The following is a 24,306-nucleotide window of genomic DNA, read 5'->3' as shown; positions in this document are numbered from 1 at the left end:
TACCCGTCTTTGAAGCAAAACTCCAAAGACTTTGTTAACATAAGGCTCTCTTTGGCAGAGTGCCCACGCACCTTGAGTGCTTTTACTTCTTGTAAAAAGTGTTTTACAAGAAGTCTATTTGCTTCGTAAGAGACGTTTTGCAGGAGATTTGATATGTCTAATGCCCCGGAAGTGATCTACAGTAAAAGTACGATTAGTCTAAAATCGTTACCCGCCAAAGGTGAAAATCTTAATCTCTTTTTGCGTCCCGGCGACGAGTTATCCTTAGCCCTCGATTTGTCTAAAGCAAAATTTCAAGTCGTCGGCGGAGATATTATCGCAACGCTTCCGAGCGGCGGACAATTGACGTTCGTCTCTTTGGGCATGATGGCATTTGAAAACAATGCTCCGGTCATCAAACTTCCTAACGGTACTTTTTTAGCGTTGGAACAAATCCTCGACACGATCACGGACGTCGGGCAAGCTACTAAAGATGCGGTTTTGGTTTCCGGGAACGTCTCTTTAGAAACACAAGAACAACCGATCGAGCACGAACAAAAAGCAAAAACGCAAGACGCCCCCGTTAACGATTATAATGCCTATTACGTCGATCCGGAACTCCCAAAACGCCTTGACGACGTCGCTTCAAAAGACGAGTCTGGAAAATACCTTCAAGAAAGTCTCCCCGAATTTACGAGCAACGAAACGGCGAAAGAGGATTTAACGAACAAGTACAGCTCGTCCGAAGAAAAAACAAAAGACAATGTCGCCGACGTTTCGGCCGCCTTATCGTTTGACGTCGGATTTTATCAGATCAAGGGCAGTGAGTCGACCGCCGATAGCGTAACAAGCGTTTTAGGCGGAACCGGAAGCGCACTCGGCAATGTCAGCAAGCTGGCAGCGGCACAGTTTGAGCCCGAAACGCTTGATTATCGCAACAGTGCTTATTCGACCGTGATTACGGCCGATAATCCCGCTTTTGTCAATGCAACGTATCTCACCAAGCTCGTGCGCTTGAACGTTTCCCAGCCGATAGGTTTTACGATTACGAGTATTGCGATTAACGGATTGACAAGCGGCGGTTTTGAAATTTTAAATTCCGATTTTAGTTCTGCGGGCAATGCTAGCGGAGGATGGACGCTCAGTGCCGGAACGGGCTTCTCTTCGACATTGAGCGACGGCGGTGAAACGATAGAGTTTTATATTCGCTATTACCCTAATTCGTCGGGGATAACGTTAAATTTTGATAATCTCATGCAAGTCGCTTTGACGTCAGAGTTTAACATGTCAAACGTACCGGAAGAAAAACAAGGCGATGTAATTGTCCCTGATTTAACCAAATTAACCGCATACAAAGACATCGGGGTTATCGTCAAGGAGGTCGATAGCGTATCGGATTATACGTATACGGGTAAACATTCGACGGGATTTGTTCTTGATACCACCCCGAATGAAAACATCGTTTATACTTCGAAATTGGATTCTACGGTGACGGGAGGATTGTCGAACGATACGATGTACGGTAATATCGGTAACGATACGCTAGAAGGCAGTAACGGCAACGATACCTTAAGCGGAGGCGCGGGGATCAATACGCTGATCGGCGGAAGCGGCATCGATACGGCGGATTATTCGTTTGTGACAAAATACAGCGACGACTTTTTATTTGCCAACGACGGGCACATCGATCCCGTAACGGGAGTGGCATATGCCAACGATTCTAAGGGCGTGATCGTTGATTTGCAAGCGGGTGCTGCAAGTGGAAAAACGGTTTACGACGCAACGTCGGACGTTTTGACCGGCGAAGAGTCGCGCACGATCAGCGATCATTTATCGGGCATCGAATACGTCGTCGGTTCCAAATACGACGATACGATTCGAGGTGATGCCAACGCCAATAAATTAAGCGGCGGCGAAGGTAACGATACGCTTGAGGGTAGAGACGGAAAAGATTGGCTTGAAGGCGGTGCGGGTAATGACTGGTTGATCGGCAGTACGGACGATTATATGATCGACGGCGGCGACAATACCGATACGGCGGATTTTTCCAATAATTCAAACGGGCTGATTATTACCCTTAACGATTCGGCGAACGGATCTTTAGGCAATATCGGCGGTACCAGTGCTACGACGATTATTAAGAATGTCGAGAACGTTGCGGGAACGCAATACAAAGATAGTATTTCCGGCGATACGGCGGACAACCTTCTCATCGGCGGGTACGATCATAGCGCAACGGCCGTGACGGCGAACGACGACACGATCACGGGCGGTTCGGGCGCGGACACGATCGTCGGCGATATGATGATCGATACGGTGATCGCGACGCCTCTTTATGCGGGTAACGATGTTTTGGGCGGCGGGAGTGATAACGATACGATTTACGGCGATTCGGCTCCGATTCTTAGCAATGCGGAAGTTGAGGTTGCGGCGGATCAAAGCGTCGAATATATCCGCAATACGGACGACGACAGCACTTTGGCGACGATTTACGGCGGTAACGATACGCTTAAAGGCGGCGGCGGAGACGATTATCTCAACGGCGGAAGCGGTTGGGACACCGTGGATTACAGTGCTTCCGCAGCGGCGGTTATTGTTAATTTGTCGTCCAATTATGCCATGGGTGAAGGCTACGATCAATTATTCAATATCGAAAATATCGTAGGTTCAAACTCGGCATCGGGCGATACTTTGATCGGTAATGCGCTTGCCAACACGATTATCGGCTCAAAAAGCGGTGCGGACACTTTAAGCGGTATGGACGGATTGGATACGCTAAACGGCTTAGGCGGAAAAGATTGGGCGGATTACAGCTATGTTTCCGGCACAACGGGCGTTAACGTTGATTTAACGGCGGGAACGGCATACGTATCGGCAACGGACGGCGATACGTTGATTGCGATTGAAAACGTCATCGGTTCTTCCAAAGCCGACACGCTTTCCGGTGGATCGGGCAATAGCGTCAATACGCTTATGGGCGGATTGGGAAACGATATTTTTTACGGTTACGGAGACGGAGACCTATTGGACGGTGGCTCAGGGTCCGATACCGCCGATTACATGTATGCCCAGGGACGCATTGTCGTGACCTTGGACGGAAGTAATTCTGACACGTTGATGAACATCGAAAACGTTTACGGGGCTTCGGATAAAGATACGCTGATCGGTAATAGCGACGCCAATATTCTCGACGGTCGAGCCGATACGGATACGCTAAGCGGTATGGGCGGTGCGGATACGCTGATCGGCGGAGCCGGCGACGATACGCTGATCGGCGGAGCCGGCAATGATACGCTCTGGGGCGGAACGGATGCCACACACGATAGCGGTATCGATACCGCCGATTACAGCGGTTCTTCTTCGATTTATGCCGATTTGGCAAACGGAACGGTCAACGACGGTTTGGGCGGTATCGATACGCTAGCCGGTATCGAAGTGATCCTAGGTTCCGGCTATAATGATGTTATGATCGGTTCCGGTAATGCCGATACGTTGATCGGCAACGGCGGAAACGATACGTTTTTTGCCAGCGGCGGCGGAGATAGCTATTACGGCGGTGTTTTTGGAAGTTCGAGCGACGGTAACGTCAAAGACCGTTTAAGCTATGCGGATGTGTACCACGACGTGATAGACTCAAAAACCGTCGATCATATCGTGGTCGATCTTTCACATGTAGGAACCAACGCAACGATTTTAGACGCGAGTAATGCGGTCATTTCGACCGATTCGCTTTATGCGATCGAAGAGATCGTCGCTACCGACGGAAACGATACGCTAAGAGGCGGTGCCGGCTCGCAACAGACGTTTTACGGCGGAGCCGGAGACGACACGCTGAGCGGTAATACCGACGGTGATTATCTTGACGGCGAAGGCGGTACGAACTTGGCCGATTATACGGCGCAAAGCAGTAATTTAGTCGTCAACTTGGCATCTACGAGTAATAACGTGTATCTCTCCGGTAGCTCACCGACGTCGAGTAATTCGGATACGCTTGCCAATATTAACAATATCGCTACGGGTAGCGGTGCCGATACGATTATTGGAAACGGCAACGACAATATTGTTCGTGCAGGTGTAGGTGCCGACACGCTTAGCGGCGGAGCCGGAGCCGATACGCTCTACGGTGAAGCGGGGAACGATACGTTAAGCGGCGGAGAGGGGAACGATACGCTGATCGGAGGCATGAGTACCTCGGTCGATAGCGGAATCGATACGGCAGATTACAGTGCAACGTCTTATTACGGCGTTACGGTTGATTTGCAAAACGGTAATGCAACCGGAGCAACGATCGGAACGGATAAACTTTACGGTATCGAAAATGTTTTAGGTTCGGCACAGTCCGATACGTTGATCGGTGCTTCTGGAACCCTCAACACCTTAAGCGGACTTGGCGGTAACGACACGCTTTACGGTAACCTTGAGGGCGATTATCTCGACGGCGGTAGCGGAACGAACACTGCCGATTACTCTTCTGAAACAGCGTCTATCGTCGCAAACTTGACGACAGGAAGAGCTTATTTTACGTCCTCTTCATCCTACGATGCGCTTGTTTCGATACAAAACGTTTTAAGCGGAAGCGGCAACGATACCTTAATCGGACTTTCGGGAACCCTCAATATGCTAAACGGTAACGACGGCGACGATACGCTTAGCGGTAATCTAGACGGTGATTCGCTTATCGGAGGAGATGGAAGCGATACGCTCGATTACACGACGGCAAATGCTGCTTTGACGGTTGATCTAGGAACGCAAACACTTTTTAAAAGCGCGTCAAGCTCTGCTAAAGATTATTATTCCGAGGCTGAAGTGATCGTGACGGGCACATACAACGATAGCTTTACCTTGAGCACCTCTACGGATACCGCGGCTATGACGCTTGACGGCGGGGCGGGTGTCGATACCTTAGATTACGGAACACTTTACGATGCGATTAACGTCTCGTTAAATGCCGCGACGTATACGACGGTTACGATAGGAAGCAGCGGAGGTAACGACGATCTGATACGAAATATCGAAAATATTTTCGGTTCCAAAGCCGCAGATACGATCCTCGGAGATAGTTTAACCAATACATTGATGGGAAATGAGGGAAGCGATACCCTAGAGGGTGGATTGGGCAGTGACGTGCTTTACGGCGGGGCCGATAACGACACGTTGATCGGTACCTTAGACGGTGCGAACGATTTTTATTACGGCGATACCGGAGTCGATACGATCGATTATAGTTCCAATACCAATAATATGACGTTGATCGGCGGTACGAATGTGACGGATAATGCCGGAAGTAGCGGTATCGGAACGGATATTTTAACGACGATTGAAGTTTTTAGCTCGGGAAGCGGTGCAGATACGCTAAGCGGCGGTACGGCTTCGGTAACAATCTACGGAAATTTAGGTGCCGATACGATCACGGGCGGAACGCTTGCCGACGTACTTTACGGCGATAATGCCCTAAATTCGCACAGCATATCGGACGGACACAATACGCTCATCGGCGGTGCCGGAAACGATACGTTGTATGCCGGAGACGGAGGCGATAGTTTACGCGGCGATGCCGGAAACGATACGCTTTACGGCGGAGCGGGTGTCGATACGCTCGATTATATCACGAACGGTATTGCGATTACGGCATTGTTAACTACGGGAAATATCTACGGCGACGGTTCGGACGTCGTGGATACGGCGACAATTGAAATTTTACGTTCGGGCATCGGTGCCGATACGATTAGCGGCGCCGATACGGGAGTTTTGAATCAAATTTATGTCGGCGGCGGTTCGGACGTCGTGAACGGCGGTGCTTTAGCGGAAACGCTTTACGGTGAAGCCGGAAACGATACGCTAAGAGGCGGCGGCGGTATCGATACGCTTTTTGGCGGTGAAGGAAACGACACGCTTTTTGGTGCCTTAGACGGAGATGTTCTTCACGGCGATAACGGAAGCGGCAATATCGGAACAAATGATCTCTTAGACATGTCGGACATTGCAACGGGCACCGATCTTCAAATTGACATGTCGACCGGAACGATTAGTGTAGCGGGAAGTAGCCTGAGTACGTTTGACGAGATTGAACATATTACCGGCGGTGGCGGAAACGATACGCTGTGGGGTGATGCGGGAGCCAATACCCTTAAAGGCGGTGCCGGAAACGATACGATTTACACCAGTGCCGGTATCGATTTTATCGACGGCGGAACAGGCAGTGCCGATACGGTTGATTTTAGCGCGATCTCTTCGACGCCTATCATCGTCAATTTAGCGACTTTGCAGATCGGTAACGACGGTTACGGCAATATCGAAACGATTCAAAATATTGAAAATATTAACGGCGGCGGTGCCGGCGATACCCTATACGGCGACGGTATGACCAATACGATCTACGGTAACGCGGGAGCGGATAACATCAAAGGCGGCGACGGTAACGACGTCTTATACGGCGATGACGTTACCAACTCACATGCAGCGTCCGCGGATACGCTCAACGGTGAAGCCGGAGCCGATACGCTGTACGGAAGTAGCGGAAACGACACGTTAGACGGCGGTTTAGACGACGACTTACTCGACGGTAAAGAGGGTTCGGATCTTTTTTACGGCAGCGGCGGAAACGACACGTTTAGCGACAGCGGTACAACGGGTATTGACACGGTCAGCTATACGACATCGACCAAACGCGTGGTCGCTTTTGTCGATAGCGACGGTTTGATCGAAGTAACCGACGGTACGCTAAGTGGAAGCATCGCTACGCCGATAGTCATCGGAAGTACGGCTTCCAACGTCGGTACCGACACGATTGTAAGCGGTATCGAAGCGTATATCGGAAGCAGTTATGCCGACAATTTCTTTTCAACGACGCTCAATTCAACGCTCACGACGCGACCGAGCGATACCTTAATCATTAACGGCGGCGGCGGAAACGATACGATTTACGGCGGAGGGAATGCCGATACGCTAAGCGGCGACGATAATGACGATACGATAAGCGGTTTTGCCGGAGCGGATATTTTGACGGGCGGTAACGGCTGGGATACGGTGAGTTACGTTTACGACGTTGCGGGCGTTAAAGTAAATTTGGCTTCGGGTCTCAATGCCTACGGACAAGCTTCGGGAAGCGCGACCGATAGTTGGGGTACGACCGATACGCTTAGTTCGTTTGAACGTGTTTTGGGTTCAAGCTACGCCGATACGATCACGGGAAACAGCGGCTCGGACGATTTACGCGGTAATGCGGGAGATGATTGGTTGGTGATGACCTCCGGCAACGATACGCTTTACGGCGGCGAGACGACTGAAACGCTCGGCGATACGATTGATTATTTTTACGCGACGAGTTCGGGCGTAAATGTTGATTTATCGACATACAGCTCGGTAGGAACGGATTTTGGGACCGATCTTATTTACGAAATCGAGAATGTATCGGGCTCTTTGTTTGCCGACACGGTGAGGGGTGATGGATATGCCAATAGATTGATCGGACGTAGCGGAAACGATACGCTCATTGCCGGTGCCGGTGCCGACGTTCTTTACGGCGACGATAACAGCGCAACAAGCATCGACGGTACGGAGACGGGCAACGATTCGTTATTAGGCGAAGCGGGCGACGATACGCTTTACGGCGGACTCGGCAACGATAGCTTATGGGGCGGAGCGGATAACGACACGCTATACAGTGGAAGCGGAGCGGATTACCTCAACGGCGGTAGCGGTATCAATACGATGCAAGGAAACGACGGCGACGATCTTTTTTACCTTGCCGATGCAACCGCAACCAATACGGTTACGGGCGGTAACGATACGGACACGCTTGATTTTAGCGCGGCGGCGTCTTCCGTGACGGTCGATATTTCAAATTCGTCCTCTTCACAAACAAGCGGCGGCGGAGGGACGCTTCGTTTAACGGATGCGATCGAAAACGTGAACGGAAGCGATTCTAGCGATACGATTACGGGAAATTCTCTTCTCAACGTTATTAGCGGCGGTAACGGTGCGGATACGATTTACGGCGGACTCGGGGGCGATACGCTTTACGGCGGTGCGGGAAATGATCGTATTTATGCCGATACGCTTTCAGGCTCGATCACCGATACGTCAATTAATACGCTTTACGGCGGCGAGGGAAGCGACCTTATTTGGGGAAGCTTGGGTGCGGATGTAATTTACGGTGACGATAACGGTTCTTACGGGACGACGAGCAATGATACGATTTATGCGATTAGCGGATCGGACGGGAGCGATTATATCAACGGGGGACAAGGCGTTAGCGATAGAGTCGATTATTCGGCGATTAGCAATTCCTACGCGATCAACGTAACGCTAAACGGTTCAACGAACGCGACGGTAACGATTAGCGGCGGTGATAACGATACGATCGTTAATATTGAAGATTTTATCGGCGGGCTCGGAAACGATACTATTCGCGGCGATAACGCCGATAACTATTTAAGCGGAAGCGGCGGCGACGACACGCTTTTCGGCGGTGGCGGTAACGATGTTTTAGACGATCGCACAGGCATTAATACGTTTGCCGGTGGAGCTGGAAACGATACGATTATCGGAACGGGAAATGCCGCGAACAGTTGGATCGATTATTCGATCGACGGCATTAATGAGGGAGCGTATACCGATTTGAGCGATACGCTGGCACAACATATTTCGAATAGCCGCGGTAACGACGTTATTACCGCTATCGATCATCTTACGGGGTCAGATTATGCCGATACGTTTTACGGTAACGCGAACGTCAATACGATTGAAGGCGGTGAGGGTAACGATCGTATCGAAGGTTACAGCGGTAACGACGTTTTAGACGGCGGTGGCGGCGAAGATACGGTTCGATACTATTACGAAAATAAAATCAACGTTACGCTTGCCGAAGGCAATGTCGATACGACGGTTCAAATCTATAACGGCTCTAGCTTCGGGGCTTCCGGCTATGTCGATACGATTCGTAATTTTGAAAATATCGAAGGCTCTAACAGTACAAACTCAACGCTCAACGGCGATACGATTTCGGGTAATAGTTCGAATAACAGTCTGTGGGGTTATGCCGGAAACGATTCACTCTACGGCGGCGGCGGCGATGATTATATCGACGGAGGATCGGATAACGATACGATCGCCGGAGGAGACGGAGCCGACGTGATCTACGGAGGTAACGGAAACGACGTAATTCGCGCAAATGCAACGAGTTATACGGGAGTGAATACGGGAGATCATGATCACGATACCGTTTACGGCGGTTCGGGACAAGATTTTATTTACGGAGCGATGGACGGCGATACGCTTTACGGAAACGACGCATCGACGGTTGACGGTTCGGACTGGTTGCGCTATAACGAATACGCAGGCGGCATCATCGTCGACTTGAGTGCCAATACCGCGCGAGACGTTTCTAATGCCGCATTAACCGATACGATTTACGGCTTTACCCATGTCTTGGCAAGCAGTGCTTATAACAATACCGTTTACGGCAATACCGCCAATAACTCGGTTACGTTCGGCTCTGGAGACGATGTCTATTATGCTAGCAATCTTTCCAGTAACGCAAGTGCTAATTACGGTAGCGATATCATTGACATGTCAAGCGGTAACGATGCGCTTTATTTTTATATCGCCGAATTGACTTCCGGCGATACGATCAATGCGGGTGCCAATACCGATACGCTGTACTTTCGCGATGCGGGAACGATTAACAATACGCAATTTGCTAATATCTCCAATCTTGAAATCATTCAGCTCTCCTCATCAGGCAACAACGTATCGAATTTGGATAAAAACGACGTAACGATCATCGGCGGTACGGGAGCCGATACGTTTAACTATTCGCTGAGTGCCTTCGACGCGCACGATATTTTAGACGGTGGAGACGGTGTCGATACCTTAAACTTTTTAAGCGCGGGAACGCTCACGACGGCGATGCTAGGTTCTATATCGCATATCGAAAAAATCCAACTCTACAACGGCACCAATACGGTAACCGTCGACATCAGTACGATAAGCGGTGCGACGCTTTTGGGCGGAAGCGGAGCCGACACCTTTAACTATTCGATTTCCAATCTTTCGAGTGCCGACATCATCGACGGCGGCGGCGGGGTGGACAGCGTGGTGTTTTTGGATGCCGGAACGATAAGCGATGCACAGTTTGCCAACCTAAGTGCTATCGAAAAAGTACAACTGTACGCCGGAACGAATACGTTTACGATCGGTGCCAACGAGAGCCGTCTTTCCGGAGTGAGCTTAATCGGCGGAACGGGCGTGGATACGTTCGTGTATACTTCCGCGGCGTTAGCCGATGCAACACCCAATGCGAGCATCATCGGAGCAAGCGGTAACGACGTGCTTTCGTTGAGCGGTTCGACGCCGGTGGTCGACGCCAATCTTTCAACCTTTAGCGGGCTTTCTACTCTGGATCTTAATGCCTATACCGGTTCGATTACGCTGGGCGCGTATGCTACGGCGATGGGGCTTTCGACGATTAACGCGACGTCCAATACGAATGCACTCGTCATAGATGCCTCGTTGATGAGCAGTGCCGTGACCATGAATACCGGAAGCGGTTTGGATACCCTTAAAGGCGGAAGCGGAGCCGATGTCTTTAACATTACGGCCGCCAAAGCTTCCATCGTCGGTAACGGCGGTAGCGACACCTTAAATATCAATGCGGTGATAACGCAAGATGCTTCCGTCATTGCCAGCATCGAGGCGATCAACGTCAATGCCGATACCTCGTTAACGGGTAACATGTCAACTTCGACGTTAAGCATCGCTAGCGGAAAAACGTTGAGTATGAATACGGCGTTGATAACAGGCGATACGATGAGTATAGTCAACAGCGGAACCGTCGTTTTAAACGCTACCGACGGGCAAACGCTAAGCGGCGTCACCTTGACGGGTAGCGGTATTTTAAAAGTCAATTCCGACGATGACGGCTCGATCGTCGATCTGAGCGGCATGAACGTTTCGGGATATAGCGGAGCGATAACGATTAGCGGAGGAGACGGTATCGATACGATCGTCGGTACGTCAAAAGCCGATACGCTTTACGGCGGTGAAGGCGATGACGTGATCACGGGCGGAAGCGGTACGGATCGAATGGACGGACAAGAGGGAAGCGATACGTATGTGTTCACTTCAAGTGCGGATATTGCTTCCGATATTATTTCCGATACCGGTAGTAGCGGCACGGATACGGTGTGGGTGAACGTCTCGGGCGATCAAAATCTCTCGACGCTTGCGGTGAGCGGTATCGAGGGGTTGAAATTTTACCAAGGCGGTACGTCGCAAACATTAACGATTTCCAAGGCGCAAGCGGCATTATATACCGACTTTATCGGATACGCTAGCGCAAGCGACACACTCAATGTTACGGGCATTACGAGTAGCCTTGATATGAACAGTTCCAAAACGTATACGAATATTTCCAAAATCGTGATGACGGGTAGCGGTTCTACGGCAATGACGCTTGTCGGTGCTCAAAGCGTTTCCAATGCGATCACAAGCGGAAGCGGCGCGGATACGTTGATCGCGGGACACCAAACCGATAGCCTTTACGGCGGTCTAGGTAACGATACGTACCAATTTGCCAGTGCGTACTTGAACAGTTCGGATATCGTAAGCGATAGTAGCGGCACGGCGGATATTTTACAGATTACCGATAGCGGAGCGACGATTAGCGATGCGATGTTGACCAATATTACGGGTGTTGAAATTTTAAAACTCTCCGGAGGCAGCAACAATGTGAGCTTAGGCAGTGAAGCGTATAACGGCGGCAGCGGTTTGACGACCGTCGATCTGTCTTCCGGAGGTACCAATACCGTTAATAATAGTGCAATCGCCAATTTAAGCCTTATCGGCGGAAGCGGCACGGATATGTTAAATATCAGCGGCGGAGTCGCTTTAAATGCAAGCACTATTAGCAATGTCGAAGCGATTAACGTTACAAGCGGAAGCAGTTCGCTGAGCGGGGTGTTTTCAGGTTCTCCTACGGTGACGGTTGCATCGGGTGCGAGCCTTAGCGGTTCTGGAAGCTCAATGAGCGGAAAAACGTTTATAATCAACGGTACGCTTAACGCAACGAATGTGAATGCAATGTCTCTTGCATCGACCAGTTTGAACAACGGCGGTCTTTTAAGCCTTGTTTTAGCCGCAGGAGGAACGCTTGATACAAGCGTTGCGGGTTTTAGTAAAGATAGCGGCGGAGCGTTAAAAATCTACGGTAGCACAGGAAGTGAAACGGTGACGATCGGTACGTCAAGTTTCGGCACAAACGCTAACGATACGATTAGCGATTCTTCAGGTTCTTCGGATACGCTCGTCGTTACGGGTAACGGTGCGCTTGATTTTACGAAAATAGCGGGGATGGAAGTCGTTGATTTGACCAATTATGCGTATAGCGGCGCATTAACAACCAGTGTCGGTACGAGTGAGACGGTTAAAATAGACTCGTCGTATACGTCTATTAATCTCGGCAGTTCTGCCAACGATCAATTATACATTGCGGACAATACGGTTGATCTTTCGAGTTCGACGTTAAGCGGTATCGAAAGTTTTTATGTAGCAAGCGGCGCAACATTAATAGTACAAGCAAGCGACGTTTCGGGTAAAAGCGTTACGGGCGAAGGTTCGGTGAAGCTTATCGTGGGTAGCAACTCTGCCGCAGACCTTTCCGGTGTGACACTCAGCGGAACGAAAACGCTTGAATTTAAAGCCGATGCAACGTTTTCGGGTATTTTGGGAACCATGTCGAGCATTTCCGTGGATAGCGGCATAACGGCTACCGTAACTGCAGAAGCGCTTAACGGTAAAACGCTCAGTATCATGGGTGCGGGTTCGCTTGATATTACGGCAAGTTCGACGGCCGTATTCAACAATTTTTCGGGACTCACCAACAGCATCAGCGGTACCGTGACGTTGAACGTAACGACTGCGTTGGATCTTTCCGGCGTAACGCTCGGAACGGTGTTGGATACCGTCAATACGAGTGCGGCATTGACGCTTTCGGGAACACAAGCCAATACTCTTAGTGCTTATGAAGGTAGCGGTAATATCGTGATTAACGCCGGAACGGCGAGCGTCGATCTTTCGACAAAAAACGTGACGGGTTATAGCGGTATGTTTACGATCAACGACGGAACGGGAACCCAAACGCTCAGCGGTACCGCCAATGCCGATACGTTTAATTTGGATAATGCTTCCGCGAGCGTTGTTGCCGGTAACGGAAACGATACGATCACGATTCTCTCTACGATGGCTTCCTCTCCGAGCGGAACGATTGACGGAGGAGGAGGGACGGGCGATGTTCTGACAATCGCTAAAAGCGGTTTGAACATCAATGCTTCTAATATCACCCATGTCGAAACGATCAACGTTAACGCTTCAACGACGATGAGCGGAACCCTAAGCACCGATAGCGTCGTTATTGCCGGTGGGGTAAGTTTAAGCGCCGATGCTTCGGTCGTGAGCGGCGAAACGATCAGCGGCAGCGGAACCCTAAGCGTCACGAATTTAGGGGGGACGCTCAATGCCGATTTTGCTTCCGTTGATTCGGCTACAATCTTACATGTAGACTGGAGCGGCGTAACGGGAACGTATAGCGGAAATCTAACCCATGTCGATACTCTGAACATCTCAAGCGGAACGATGAGCGTAACGGACGATATCGTATCGGGACATACGGTATCGGGAAGCGGCTCGTTGATCGTCGAGGTCGGAAGCGATACGGCATTTACGTGGTCTTCTATCGCCGATACGCTCACGACCACCTTGGCATTTACGGGCGGAACGTCGTACACGCAAAGCATAAGCAACGTCGATGCAATCACCTTAGCAAGCGGCGTGAGCGTTGATATTTCGGGTGCGACGATCGATAGCGACACGGCATCGGTGAGCGGTTCTAGCGGTAACGAATCGCTGACGCTTAAGGGTAGCTTTTTAGATACTCTTACAAGTATCGATCTTGGAAACGGTTCCGATACGCTAAGCGTGACGGGAACGAGTACGCTTAATGCGGCGGATTTTGGCAAAATAAGCCATGTCGAAACGCTGAATCTTACCGATTATACGGGCTCGGCAGATTTAACGGATACCAGTGGTATTACGCAGTTAAATACGGGCTCAAACGTCAATACGACGACGATCGATTATGCCATGAATATTAACGATACGGGCGGAAGCGATACGCTTTATACGACCTCTACGATGGATTTGAGTACTCAAACGATTGTTGGAATTGAAACGTTGAATGTTGCAAATACAACGACGACAACCTTAGACTACGGTGATCTTAGCGTCGGAGGCGGCGATATTGCGACGCTGGAGGGAAGCGGTAGCGTTGCGATTCATGGAACAACGTCGATGAATATTCAATCTTTAAGCGTTGATGCCTTGGGTAACGATCAATTAGGCATCACGGGAACGGCGAGCGACGATCATCTTGTATTGGATTTTTCGCAATTGGACGAGATTTCGTTTAACGGTAACGGCGGTAGCGATACGGTCGCGATCAACGGTATTACCGGCGGAAGTACGCTAAACGACACGCCGGCGTTTAACCATATTGAAACGTTGGATCTCTCGTCGTTATCTTCCGCAACGGCGTCCATTAGCTTTGATATGCTCTATTCGCTTGCGCAGACATCAAGCGTTGATACCGATTCTAATACCTCGACGTATGAGATCAACCTCAACGTAGACGATGCAAATTATGCAAATCTTTCGATTACGTCCTCGTCGAATTTTACGGTTGACGGAGGTGCCGCATCGACTTCATGGGCTCTGAGCGATCATAGTTCGTCGTATGAGATTAGTGACGGAATCAATACGTTTTTGTTACATGTCAGTTAAAAAGGATCGGTAAACGTCGGTATGGAATTAGCGGAAAAAAACGATTATTTAGTGCAAGCGTACAAGTATATTCTTGATTTTTATTACGGGAACGTTTCGTACGAGACGATCGATACGGTTTTGGGGCATGAGCCTATCCATAATGAAGCGATCGTTCGAAGTGCAAAGGATTTTGGACTGACATGTGAAGCCCTCAGCCTTGAACGCGATATGGTCGAGGCGCATTTGGTGCCTTGCATCGCATGTTCGCAAGAGGGCTTAATCGCAATCGTCAAAGCCTTCGAAAACGGTTCCGTGACCGTGTTCGATCTTCGCTACGGCATTGAAGAAGTGATCGATATGCCAACGCTTCAAAAGCGCTTTTCGATGCTCTTGGTTTTTTACAAGCCTGAAGATCATAGCGGCATACTTGAACAAGAAGATCACGGTAAAGCGTGGTTTTGGAACCATCTGATACGCTCCAAAGAGGAGATCGTTCGCGTCGGCATTTTGACGGTTTTTATCAATTTGTTCGTCATCTTAATTCCGATGTATACGATGAACGTTTATAACCGCGTCATCCCGAATTTCGCAACGGAAACCTTGGCCGTTTTAACGATCGGCGTAGCATTGATCTACATGTTCGACGCTTTATTTAAAATGGCGCGCGTTTATATCTTGGAAACGATGGGCAAGCGCATCGGAAGTATTTTGGAAGAAGAGATTTTAGAGCGTTTGATGCTTTTGCAAAGCAGCCACGATCGTCTTTTAGCCGGCTCTAAAGCCAACCTTTTCAGGGAAGCCGCGCAAGTACGCGACTTTTTTATGTCCAAAAGTATCTCTTTGGCGTTGGATTTGCCTTTTATCGCGCTGACCTTGTTGATTATTTACATTATTTCTCCGATTATTGCCGCGATTACGCTTTTGTGCGGTATCGTCGTTGTTGCGATCAACCTTGGATTTCAAATTCCTTTGTTTCGCTGGAGTCAAAAACTCTTCCACGACGGACAGATGAAACACAATTTTTTATTTGAGACGATTAAGGGTATTGAAACGCTCAAATTGACCAATGCGGTAACGACGCGTTTGTTTAAATGGCGTAAATTGATCCATTTTTACAATTTCGTCAATCTCAAAATTCAAATGCACACCAATTTGGCGATGAGCCTCTCCGCGGTCGTGATGCAGTTTGCGACGATGTTCGCTTTGGTAGCGGGCGTTTACGAGATTCAAGAAAAGAACCTAACGTTAGGTGCTTTGGTGGCATTGAGTATTTTGGTCGGACGCGCGATGGTTCCGATTGTGAATATTTCGACGATTTTAGTGAAATACAAAGAGTTTAAAGAAGCCCTCGATTCGCTGAATCGCTTTTGGCATTTACCCTTAGAGACGCAAAAATCCGTTGAATTCGGCGTACGAAATTTAGAGGGAAATATCGAATTTAACCATGTCACGTACACGTACGAGGGTTCTAAAAATCCCTCTTTGCTTCAAGCCACTTTTAAAATCAAGCAAGGCGAAAAAATCGGTATCATCGGGCGCACGGGTGCGGGTAAAAGCACGATTTTGAGGCTACTCTCCGGCATCGATTCCGCACAAAGCGGTACGATTCATATCGACGGACACGAAATTCATACCCTTCATCCGGTGGAGCTTCGCGCACATATCGGCATTATGCCGCAAGAGCCGTTTTTATTTGCCGGAACGCTTAAAGACAATATCGAACTGGGCATACGTATCGGTAAAGAGCGTTTGATTAAGCTTTTGGCGATGACGGGTTTAGACGAACTTGTCAAACGTTCGGGCGAGGGAGAAAATTTTCAAGTCGGCGAAAACGGCAGTCGCCTCTCGGTGGGACAACGTCATTTGGTCGGTCTTGCGCGTGCGTTGATTAACGATCCCTCGATCGTCGTGTTGGACGAGCCGACGACCGGCATGGACGTCGGGCTTGAAAAAGAGATGGTCGATCACCTTAAGCCGCTTTTACGCGATAAAACGCTGATCGTCATTACGCATCGTTTCGCCGCTTTGGATTTGGTCGATCGCGTGATGGTCGTCAACAACGGGCGTATCGTAGCGGACGGCCCTAAAGAAGAGATTTTAAAACAGTTGCAAGGAAAACCCGTATGTTAGATATGATGATCGAAAAGCGATGGAGCTATTACGTCACGGTCGTTCCCATCGGGCTTTTTTTCGTCGTTTTCTTTCTATGGTCGGCATTTAGCCATATCGATGAAGTCGTCAGAGGAAGCGGAAAAGCCGTACCTTCGGGGCAAACCAAGGTGCTTCAACACTTAGAAGGCGGTATCGTTTCGGAGATTTTAGTCAAAGAAGGCGATACGGTCAAAGTCAATCAGCCGATTTACCAGCTCAATCAGGCCTTTTTTACCGCCGATCTGAAAAGCAAAGATTTGGATAGAATTTCGCTCCTTGCAAAAGAACAACGTTTAATGAGTTTAATTGACGATAAACCTTTGGTTTTTGAGGCGTACATGAGCGAAGGTTACCCCGAGATCGTTCAAAACGAAATGCAGATTTTTAAAAGCGAAAAGACGAACAATACGGAACGTTTAAGCGGCGTTCAGCAAAAAGTCGAACAACGCCAATACGAGCTTAAAGAGCTTGAAATCAAGGAAAAAAATCTCTCACTTGAACTCAATATGGCAAAAGAGAACGTTTCGATCACCGAACAGTTAATGAAATCGGGTGCGGGATCGCGTAAAGAGTATTTGTTTGAACTGAGTAAAAAACAAAATTTGATTACGCAAATCGACGAAGTGACCAATCAAATACCGATTACGCAAGGTAAATACAAAGAAGCGGTGCATGAGTTAGGCTCCGTTCGCTCCGATATTTTATCCAAGCAACTCAACGATCTTCAAGAAGTACGCTTAAAATTGACGCAACTTTCCCAACAAAGCGAAGCCAGTATCGATCGAACGAACCGTTTGCTCATTACCTCTCCGGTGAACGGTATTGTGAATATTTTGTACTTTCATACGATCGGCGGTACGATTAAACCGGGCGATAAAGTTGCGGAAATTACGCCCTTGGAAGAGGGTTTGACGATCGAAGCCAACATCAAAGCCGCCGATCGCGGGCGTATATGGGTCGGTCAAAAAGCCAATATCGAGATTACGGCGTACGATTATGCCAAATACGGTATGATCGAGGGAGAACTTATATCGATTAGTCCCGATAGCTTTACGACACAAAAAGGCGATATTTTTTATGCCGTGAAAATCAAAGCCGACAAAGATCGTTTCGGAGCAAATTTGCCGATCATGCCCGGTATGGAGGCGAGTATTAACATTATCACGGGAAAACGAACCGTTTTAGAGTATATTTTGCTTCCCTTAAAACGTATGGGAAAAAATGCGCTTATGGAACCCTAAATCACCAGACTTTTTGTAACATTCATTAGACATCTTGCAAAACTCATTTTGCAAGAAGGTGGGCTTTGCGCCGAAGAAAACGCAGTGTTAACGTAGTCTTTAGAGCTTTGCTTTAAAGACGTGTCAAGCGTTCTGCAAGAACTCTATTGTTTACATGTCAAGCGTTCTAAGCATTTTTTAAGAACGCTTCTGATGATATCTTAAGCAAAAGCGCACGCACGAAAAAAGCACTTGATGTTATAATGACATCGATTTTCTCACCAAAGGGGTCGCCATGTCGCTTAAAGTCGTTTTGTCGCATAAAACCGAGTACCGTTACGATCGTTACGTTTCTCTGTCCCCGCATATCATCCGTTTGCGCCCAGCTCCTCACAGTCGCACCCCGATTGAGGGCTATTCGCTCAAAATCAAACCTGAAAACCATTTTATCAACTGGCAACAAGACCCTTTTGGCAACTACTTAGCCCGCATCGTTTTTCCTGAAAAAACGAAAGAGCTCTGTATCGATGTGGAGATCATCGCTGATCTCATCACGATCAATCCATTTGATTTTTTCGTCGATGAATACGCCAAAGAGTTTCCGTTTGTCTACAAAAAAGAGCTTCAAAAAGAGTTGCTTCCCTACCTTGAAGAGAGCGAAGATGGTGAGCTTTTAAGGACTTTTGTGCGCTCTTTGGATTGTAAAAAACGCTCTATTATTGATTTTTTGGTCTATCTGAACAGTGAGATCAATCGCCATCTCTCCTACACGATCAGGTTGGAGCCTGGAGTGCAAACCTGCGAAGTGACATTGGAGAAAAAACTGGGAAGTTGTCGTGACTTTGCGTGGCTGTTTGTGCAAGTGCTTCGCCATCTAGGGCTTGCGGCGCGGTTTGTCTCAGGCTACCTCGTGCAACTCAAAGCCGATGTCGCCTCGCTCGATGGACCAAGTGGTCCCGAAGCGGACTTTACCGATCTGCATGCGTGGACGGAAGTCTACATCCCAGGAGCTGGCTGGATAGGGCTTGATGCGACCAGTGGGCTTTTTGCGGGTGAGGGGCATATACCGCTTGCGTGTACGCCTTCGTATGAAAGTGCCTATGCAATAGAGGGTATGAGCGATAAATGCGAAACAGAATTCATTTATGACAACACGGTCAAACGCATTTTTGAATCGCCGCGTGTGACCAAACCGTACCGTGATGACCAGTGGGATGCTATTTATAACTTAGGTTTTGAAGTCGACAAAGCTTTGGAAGAGGGCGATGTAAGGCTTTCCATGGGCGGTGAGCCGACCTTTGTTTCGATTGATGATATGGAAGGCGATGAGTGGAATACCAAAGCCGATGGTGCGCACAAACGCGCTTTGGCGGATACGCTCTCACGCAAACTCTTAAGCTCATTTACCAAGGGTGGCATGCTTCATTACGCCCAAGGAAAATGGTACCCGGGTGAGCCGCTTCCAAGGTGGCAAACCTCCATTATTTGGCGCAAAGACGGCAAACCCATCTGGAACAATCCTGAACTATTTGCCTCTATGAATGAAACCTATAACTACACCAACGACGATGCCAAACGCTTTTTAGCCAAACTGGCACTCACCCTTGGTGTGAGCGATCAAAACATCATTGAAGCGTACGAAGACCCGTTGTATTACATCATCAAAGAGTCCGAACTGCCCATCGACGTCGATCCTATGAAAGCCGACCTCTCCGACTCTTTGGAGCGGCAAACGATCGCCAAAGTGCTCTCTGGTGGGCTTAATAATCCTGTGGGGTATGTCTTACCGTTGAATTTTGGAACGACACGATGGATCACCTCTTCGTGGGTGTTAAGGCGTGGCTATTTGTACCTCAGTGCGGGCAATTCACCCCTTGGGCTCAGGCTCCCACTTGGCTCTTTGGTCGAAAAGCCACACTCTGAGTTGGCACTTCCTTTTGAACCCGATCTGTTTGCATACTATCCCGCTTTGGGAGAGTACAGCGTCTTAGCACAGGAGCGTTGCAAAAAAACCGATGCAACCCTTTCCAACAGCCAAACCCAGACCTTTGTACGCACGGCACTTTGTGCGGAAGTGCGCGAGGGGAAACTCTTTATCTTTCTTCCACCCCTCAACCACACAGAAGCCCTTTTAGACTTGGTCGCATGCATCGAAGCGGTGGCAGAATCTTTACATGTAAAGGTATTTTTGGAAGGGTATGAACCTTCGCATGATCTAAGGCTAGAGCGCATCAAAGTCACGCCAGACCCGGGTGTCATCGAAGTGAACATTCACCCCGCAACCTCATGGAAAGCACTCAGCGATAACGTGATGCTACTGTACGAAGATGCCCATGCGTCGCGTTTGGGAACGGAAAAATTTATGATCGACGGTAAGCACACGGGCACGGGCGGGGGCAATCACGTCACGATCGGTGCGCTCAAACCCGAAGACAGTCCGCTGTTACGCCGTCCCGATTTGCTTCGCAGTCTCATCACGTTTTGGCAACACCACCCAGGGCTTTCGTACCTTTTCTCCGGCGCGTTTGTCGGTCCGACTTCGCAAGCCCCTCGCGTGGACGAGGGCAGGGCGGAAAACCTCTACGAGTTAGAGATCGCGTTTGCGCAAGTTCCCGAGGGTGAGAGTGTGCCGTTTTGGCTGACCGATAGGCTTTTTCGCCATATGCTCACCGACATCACGGGCAACACGCACCGAAGCGAATTTTGCATCGACAAGCTCTATTCGCCCGATTCCAGTAGTGGCAGGCTTGGCATCTTGGAACTACGTGCGTTTGATATGCCACCACACGCACAGATGGCGCTTTTACAGATGCTTTTGGTACGCACCTTGGTCGCCGTCTTTTGGAAAAACCCCTATACGCATCCACTGGTGCGTTGGGGGACGCAATTGCACGATAAGTTTTTATTGGAGCATTACGTCAAAGAAGATATGCGCGACATCGTCAAGTTTCTCAATGCCGAGGGCTATCCTCTTGCGCTGGATTGGTTCGATCCGTTTTTCGAGTTTCGCTTCCCGCTTTACGGAATGACGACGATTGAGAAGATGCATCTGGAACTTCGTGCCGCCATCGAGCCTTGGCATGTGCTTGGCGAAGAGAGCAGTTCACAAGGAACGTCTCGCTATGTGGATTCTTCGTTGGAGCGCGTACAAGTCAAAATTAAAGATTTTATTCCCGAACGCTATACCCTTACATGTAACGGCGTCGTCGTTCCGCTTTCGCCCACAGGAGTGGAGGGAGAATTTGTTGCGGGCGTGAAGTACAAAGCGTGGCAACCGTGGTCGGCTTTGCATCCCACCATCGGTGTGGATACGCCTTTAACGTTTGACGTGGTTGATCGTTGGAACCGACGCTCCATCGGCGGTATGCGTTATTTCGTCGCTCATCCGGGCGGACGCAGTTACGACACTTTCCCGATCAACAGTTACGAAGCCCAGTCCAGACGTATCAACCGTTTTTGGGATTTTAACCATTCTCAAGGCGAGCTACGCTATCTTACGCCTTCGGTGATTCAGACTTCAACCTCACATGTAAACACGCATGCGATCGTGGTTGCGTTGAAGGGCGATCCTACAAAGACTTTGTGGGTCGAGACCTTACCGCCGAGCCTTGAATACCCGCATACGCTCGATCTAAGACGAAAAGGAATGAAAGCCTAATGCAGTTTTTCGATACTTACGCTTCTGCCTCTTTTTGCGACGAAATGGTCGATAAAGACCGTAACGTACGGGCGCATTGGAAGAACTTAGCGGCACATTTGGAGCGTTTGAGCGTTGAGGAGTTGGAGAGTAAACAAGCCGAGATCGCATGGCATCTGGAAGATAACGGCGTCACGTACAACGTTTATAACGATCCGGAGGGTGAAGGTAACCGTCCGTGGAGTTTAGATCCGATTCCTTTTATAATCACAAAAGAAGAGTGGAAAAGTGTCAAACAAGGAATCAAACAACGTGCTAAACTGCTCAATTTTATTTTAAAAGACCTCTACGGCGAACGGTTGCTCTTAAAAGAAAACATCATTCCCGCCGAAGTTATTTTTACGCATAAAGGCTTTTTGAGTGCCGCAGACGGTATGGGTTTACGCGAAGATTTTCAGCTTTATTTTTACGCATTAGACCTAGCTAGAGGGCCGGACGGAAAGATGTGGGTCATTAACGATCGCACGCAAGCACCTTCGGGTTTGGGGTATGCCATCGAAAACCGTTTGACGATGAATATCGCGGCGAAAGATTTTTACGAGGACCATGAAGTCAAAAAGCTCTTCCCTTTTATCGAAGAGTATAAAAAACTGCTCAAAAAACTCACCAAAGGCGACACTTCCAAAGCCGCGCTTTTAACGCCCGGACCGCACAACGAGACCTATTTTGAGCATGCGTATCTGAGTTCGTTTTTAGAAATCAACCTCGTCCAAGGCGATGATCTGTTGTGTAAAAACGGTAGCGTGTGGCTGAAAAGTCTAAGCGGGCTCAAACCGATTCAAACCTTGGTCAAACGTCTGGACGATCGCTTTTGCGATCCGCTGGAGCTTTTGGAAGATTCAAAGCTCGGCGTTGCGGGTTTGGTGGATTGCGTACGCCAAGGCAATCTTGCGATGATCAATCCCATCGGCAGTGCGATTGTGGAAAATATCGGACTGAATCCTTTTATGGAGCGCATTTGCCGTTTTTTTCTGAACGAAGAGCTGATTTTGCCGCAAATCGCGACGTGGTGGTGCGGGCAAGAAAAAGAGTTAACGTTCGTGATGAAGAATTTTGAGAATTTCATTATTAAAAAAATCGACAAAACCGAATCGATTCAGACCTATTTGGTTAAAAACCTTTCCGAAGCGATGAAAGAGAAACTGCAAAAAAGCGTTTTGGACAATCCGCATCAGTACGTCGCACAAGAGGCAATCGACTTTTCGACGACGCCTTTTTACGGTAACGGCAAAATCGAACCGCGCAATGCGGTCATACGCGCTTATGCCTTGAAAAAGAATGAAAATTACACCGTGATGAACGGCGGATTGGTGCGCGTTTCCGCTTCCAAAGACGCATTGCTCGTTTCGTCGCAAAAGGGAGGAACGAGCAAAGATTTGTGGATTTTGGGAGAGGATAAAAAAAACGAAAATCTTCCGAATTACGCGGCTTTGCCTTTTATCGACGCTTCACTCAACACCTTGCCCACGCTCAAAGCCGAAAACCTCTTTTGGCTCGGACGCTATCTTTCGCGCGCGATTCATACGTTGCGACTGATGCGCTATACGGTCAAAAAGATGACCGATTTTCACCACTACGAGGGAAGCGTTTCGCAAGAGTCCAAACGCACCTTACAAAAAGCGTTAACCCATGTGACGATGACGTATCCGGGATTTTTAGACGAAGAGACGGCGCAAAATCCCTTACTGGAAATCGCCTCGTTGATGAAAGACGCCCACAAACAAGGCTCTCTTGCGTTTACGTTGGAGCGACTGGGCAACGCGAATCTTTGCGTTAAAAGCCTGTTGGCGATCGAGGCGTGGAAACTGTTCGAACAGATGCAAAAAGAGTGGAAGCAATTTACGAAAAAACCCAATACGCCCGTTCGCAGTATGTTAAGCGAACTCGATAAAGTGTTGTTGTACCTTGTGGCATACAAAGAGCTGGTGGAAGAGAGTATGTACAAAGAGCAAGGTTTGATCGTCTACGACATCGGATTTAAACTCGAAAGTGCGCTTTTAACGCTTTCTAAAGCACGTTCATTGCTTTGTTTTAAATACGATAAAGCCGTGACCTACGATATTTTAGAGGCGTTTTTGAGTTCAAGCGAAAGCTTTAACGCGTACCGTACGCAGTACAAAAGTTCCTTGCAACTTGAAAACGTAGTGGAATTTTTGATCTTAAATCCGCATTTTCCCAAATCCGTCGCTTACGTGACGCAAGCTTTGTTGGAAGACTTAAAGGCTCTGCCCAAACGCAAGACGTATTTGAGCGCGTACGAGGAGCCGATCTTTCAGGCGTACAGCACTCTCACGCTCAGCAACCTTGCGTCGTTGATGCTCTTAGACGAGAATGAAAGCTTTTACAAGGCTCTCGATCGGCTTTTGGCACAGCTTTCGGAACATTTTTCGCTCTGTTCGGTGGAGCTTTCCAAAACCTATTTTTCCCATTATGACGAGTAGC

5 protein-coding genes are annotated in these 24,306 nt (G+C 48.8%); all 5 read left to right on the top strand.

What is annotated here, in order from left to right; translation table 11 throughout:
* The first annotated feature begins 153 nt into the window (after positions 1-153).
* A complete protein-coding gene (locus tag NL930_RS08670; protein WP_254376395.1) occupies positions 154-14,814 on the top strand; it encodes a hypothetical protein in 14,661 nt (4,886 codons plus the stop codon).
* Between the two features lie 21 nt (positions 14,815-14,835).
* Complete coding sequence (locus tag NL930_RS08665; protein WP_254376394.1) at positions 14,836-16,926, top strand: ATP-binding cassette domain-containing protein; 2,091 nt, start codon at positions 14,836-14,838, stop codon at positions 16,924-16,926.
* Positions 16,920-18,188, top strand: a complete 1,269-nt coding sequence (locus NL930_RS08660; RefSeq protein WP_060826269.1) for an HlyD family type I secretion periplasmic adaptor subunit — start codon at positions 16,920-16,922, stop codon at positions 18,186-18,188. Before NL930_RS08665 ends, NL930_RS08660 begins: the two co-directional genes overlap by 7 nt.
* A 274-nt stretch (positions 18,189-18,462) precedes the next feature.
* Positions 18,463-21,825, top strand: a complete 3,363-nt coding sequence (locus NL930_RS08655) for a DUF2126 domain-containing protein (RefSeq protein WP_254376393.1) — start codon at positions 18,463-18,465, stop codon at positions 21,823-21,825.
* Complete coding sequence (locus NL930_RS08650; protein WP_254376392.1) at positions 21,825-24,305, top strand: circularly permuted type 2 ATP-grasp protein; 2,481 nt, start codon at positions 21,825-21,827, stop codon at positions 24,303-24,305. Before NL930_RS08655 ends, NL930_RS08650 begins: the two co-directional genes overlap by 1 nt.
* Position 24,306 lies beyond the last annotated feature (1 nt).

The organism is Sulfurospirillum sp. hDNRA2 (genome assembly GCF_024206095.2).
Lineage (GTDB): Bacteria > Campylobacterota > Campylobacteria > Campylobacterales > Sulfurospirillaceae > Sulfurospirillum.
The sequence above is the reverse complement of the archived record's forward strand: the minus strand, read 5'-3'. Positions and strand labels throughout refer to the sequence as shown.

Coding starts and splice junctions, on each gene's coding strand:
- NL930_RS08670 (WP_254376395.1), top strand. CDS start 154: ATGTCTAATGCCCCGGAAGTGATCTACAGTAAAAGTACGATTAGTCTA.
- NL930_RS08665 (WP_254376394.1), top strand. CDS start 14,836: ATGGAATTAGCGGAAAAAAACGATTATTTAGTGCAAGCGTACAAGTAT.
- NL930_RS08660 (WP_060826269.1), top strand. CDS start 16,920: ATGTTAGATATGATGATCGAAAAGCGATGGAGCTATTACGTCACGGTC.
- NL930_RS08655 (WP_254376393.1), top strand. CDS start 18,463: ATGTCGCTTAAAGTCGTTTTGTCGCATAAAACCGAGTACCGTTACGAT.
- NL930_RS08650 (WP_254376392.1), top strand. CDS start 21,825: ATGCAGTTTTTCGATACTTACGCTTCTGCCTCTTTTTGCGACGAAATG.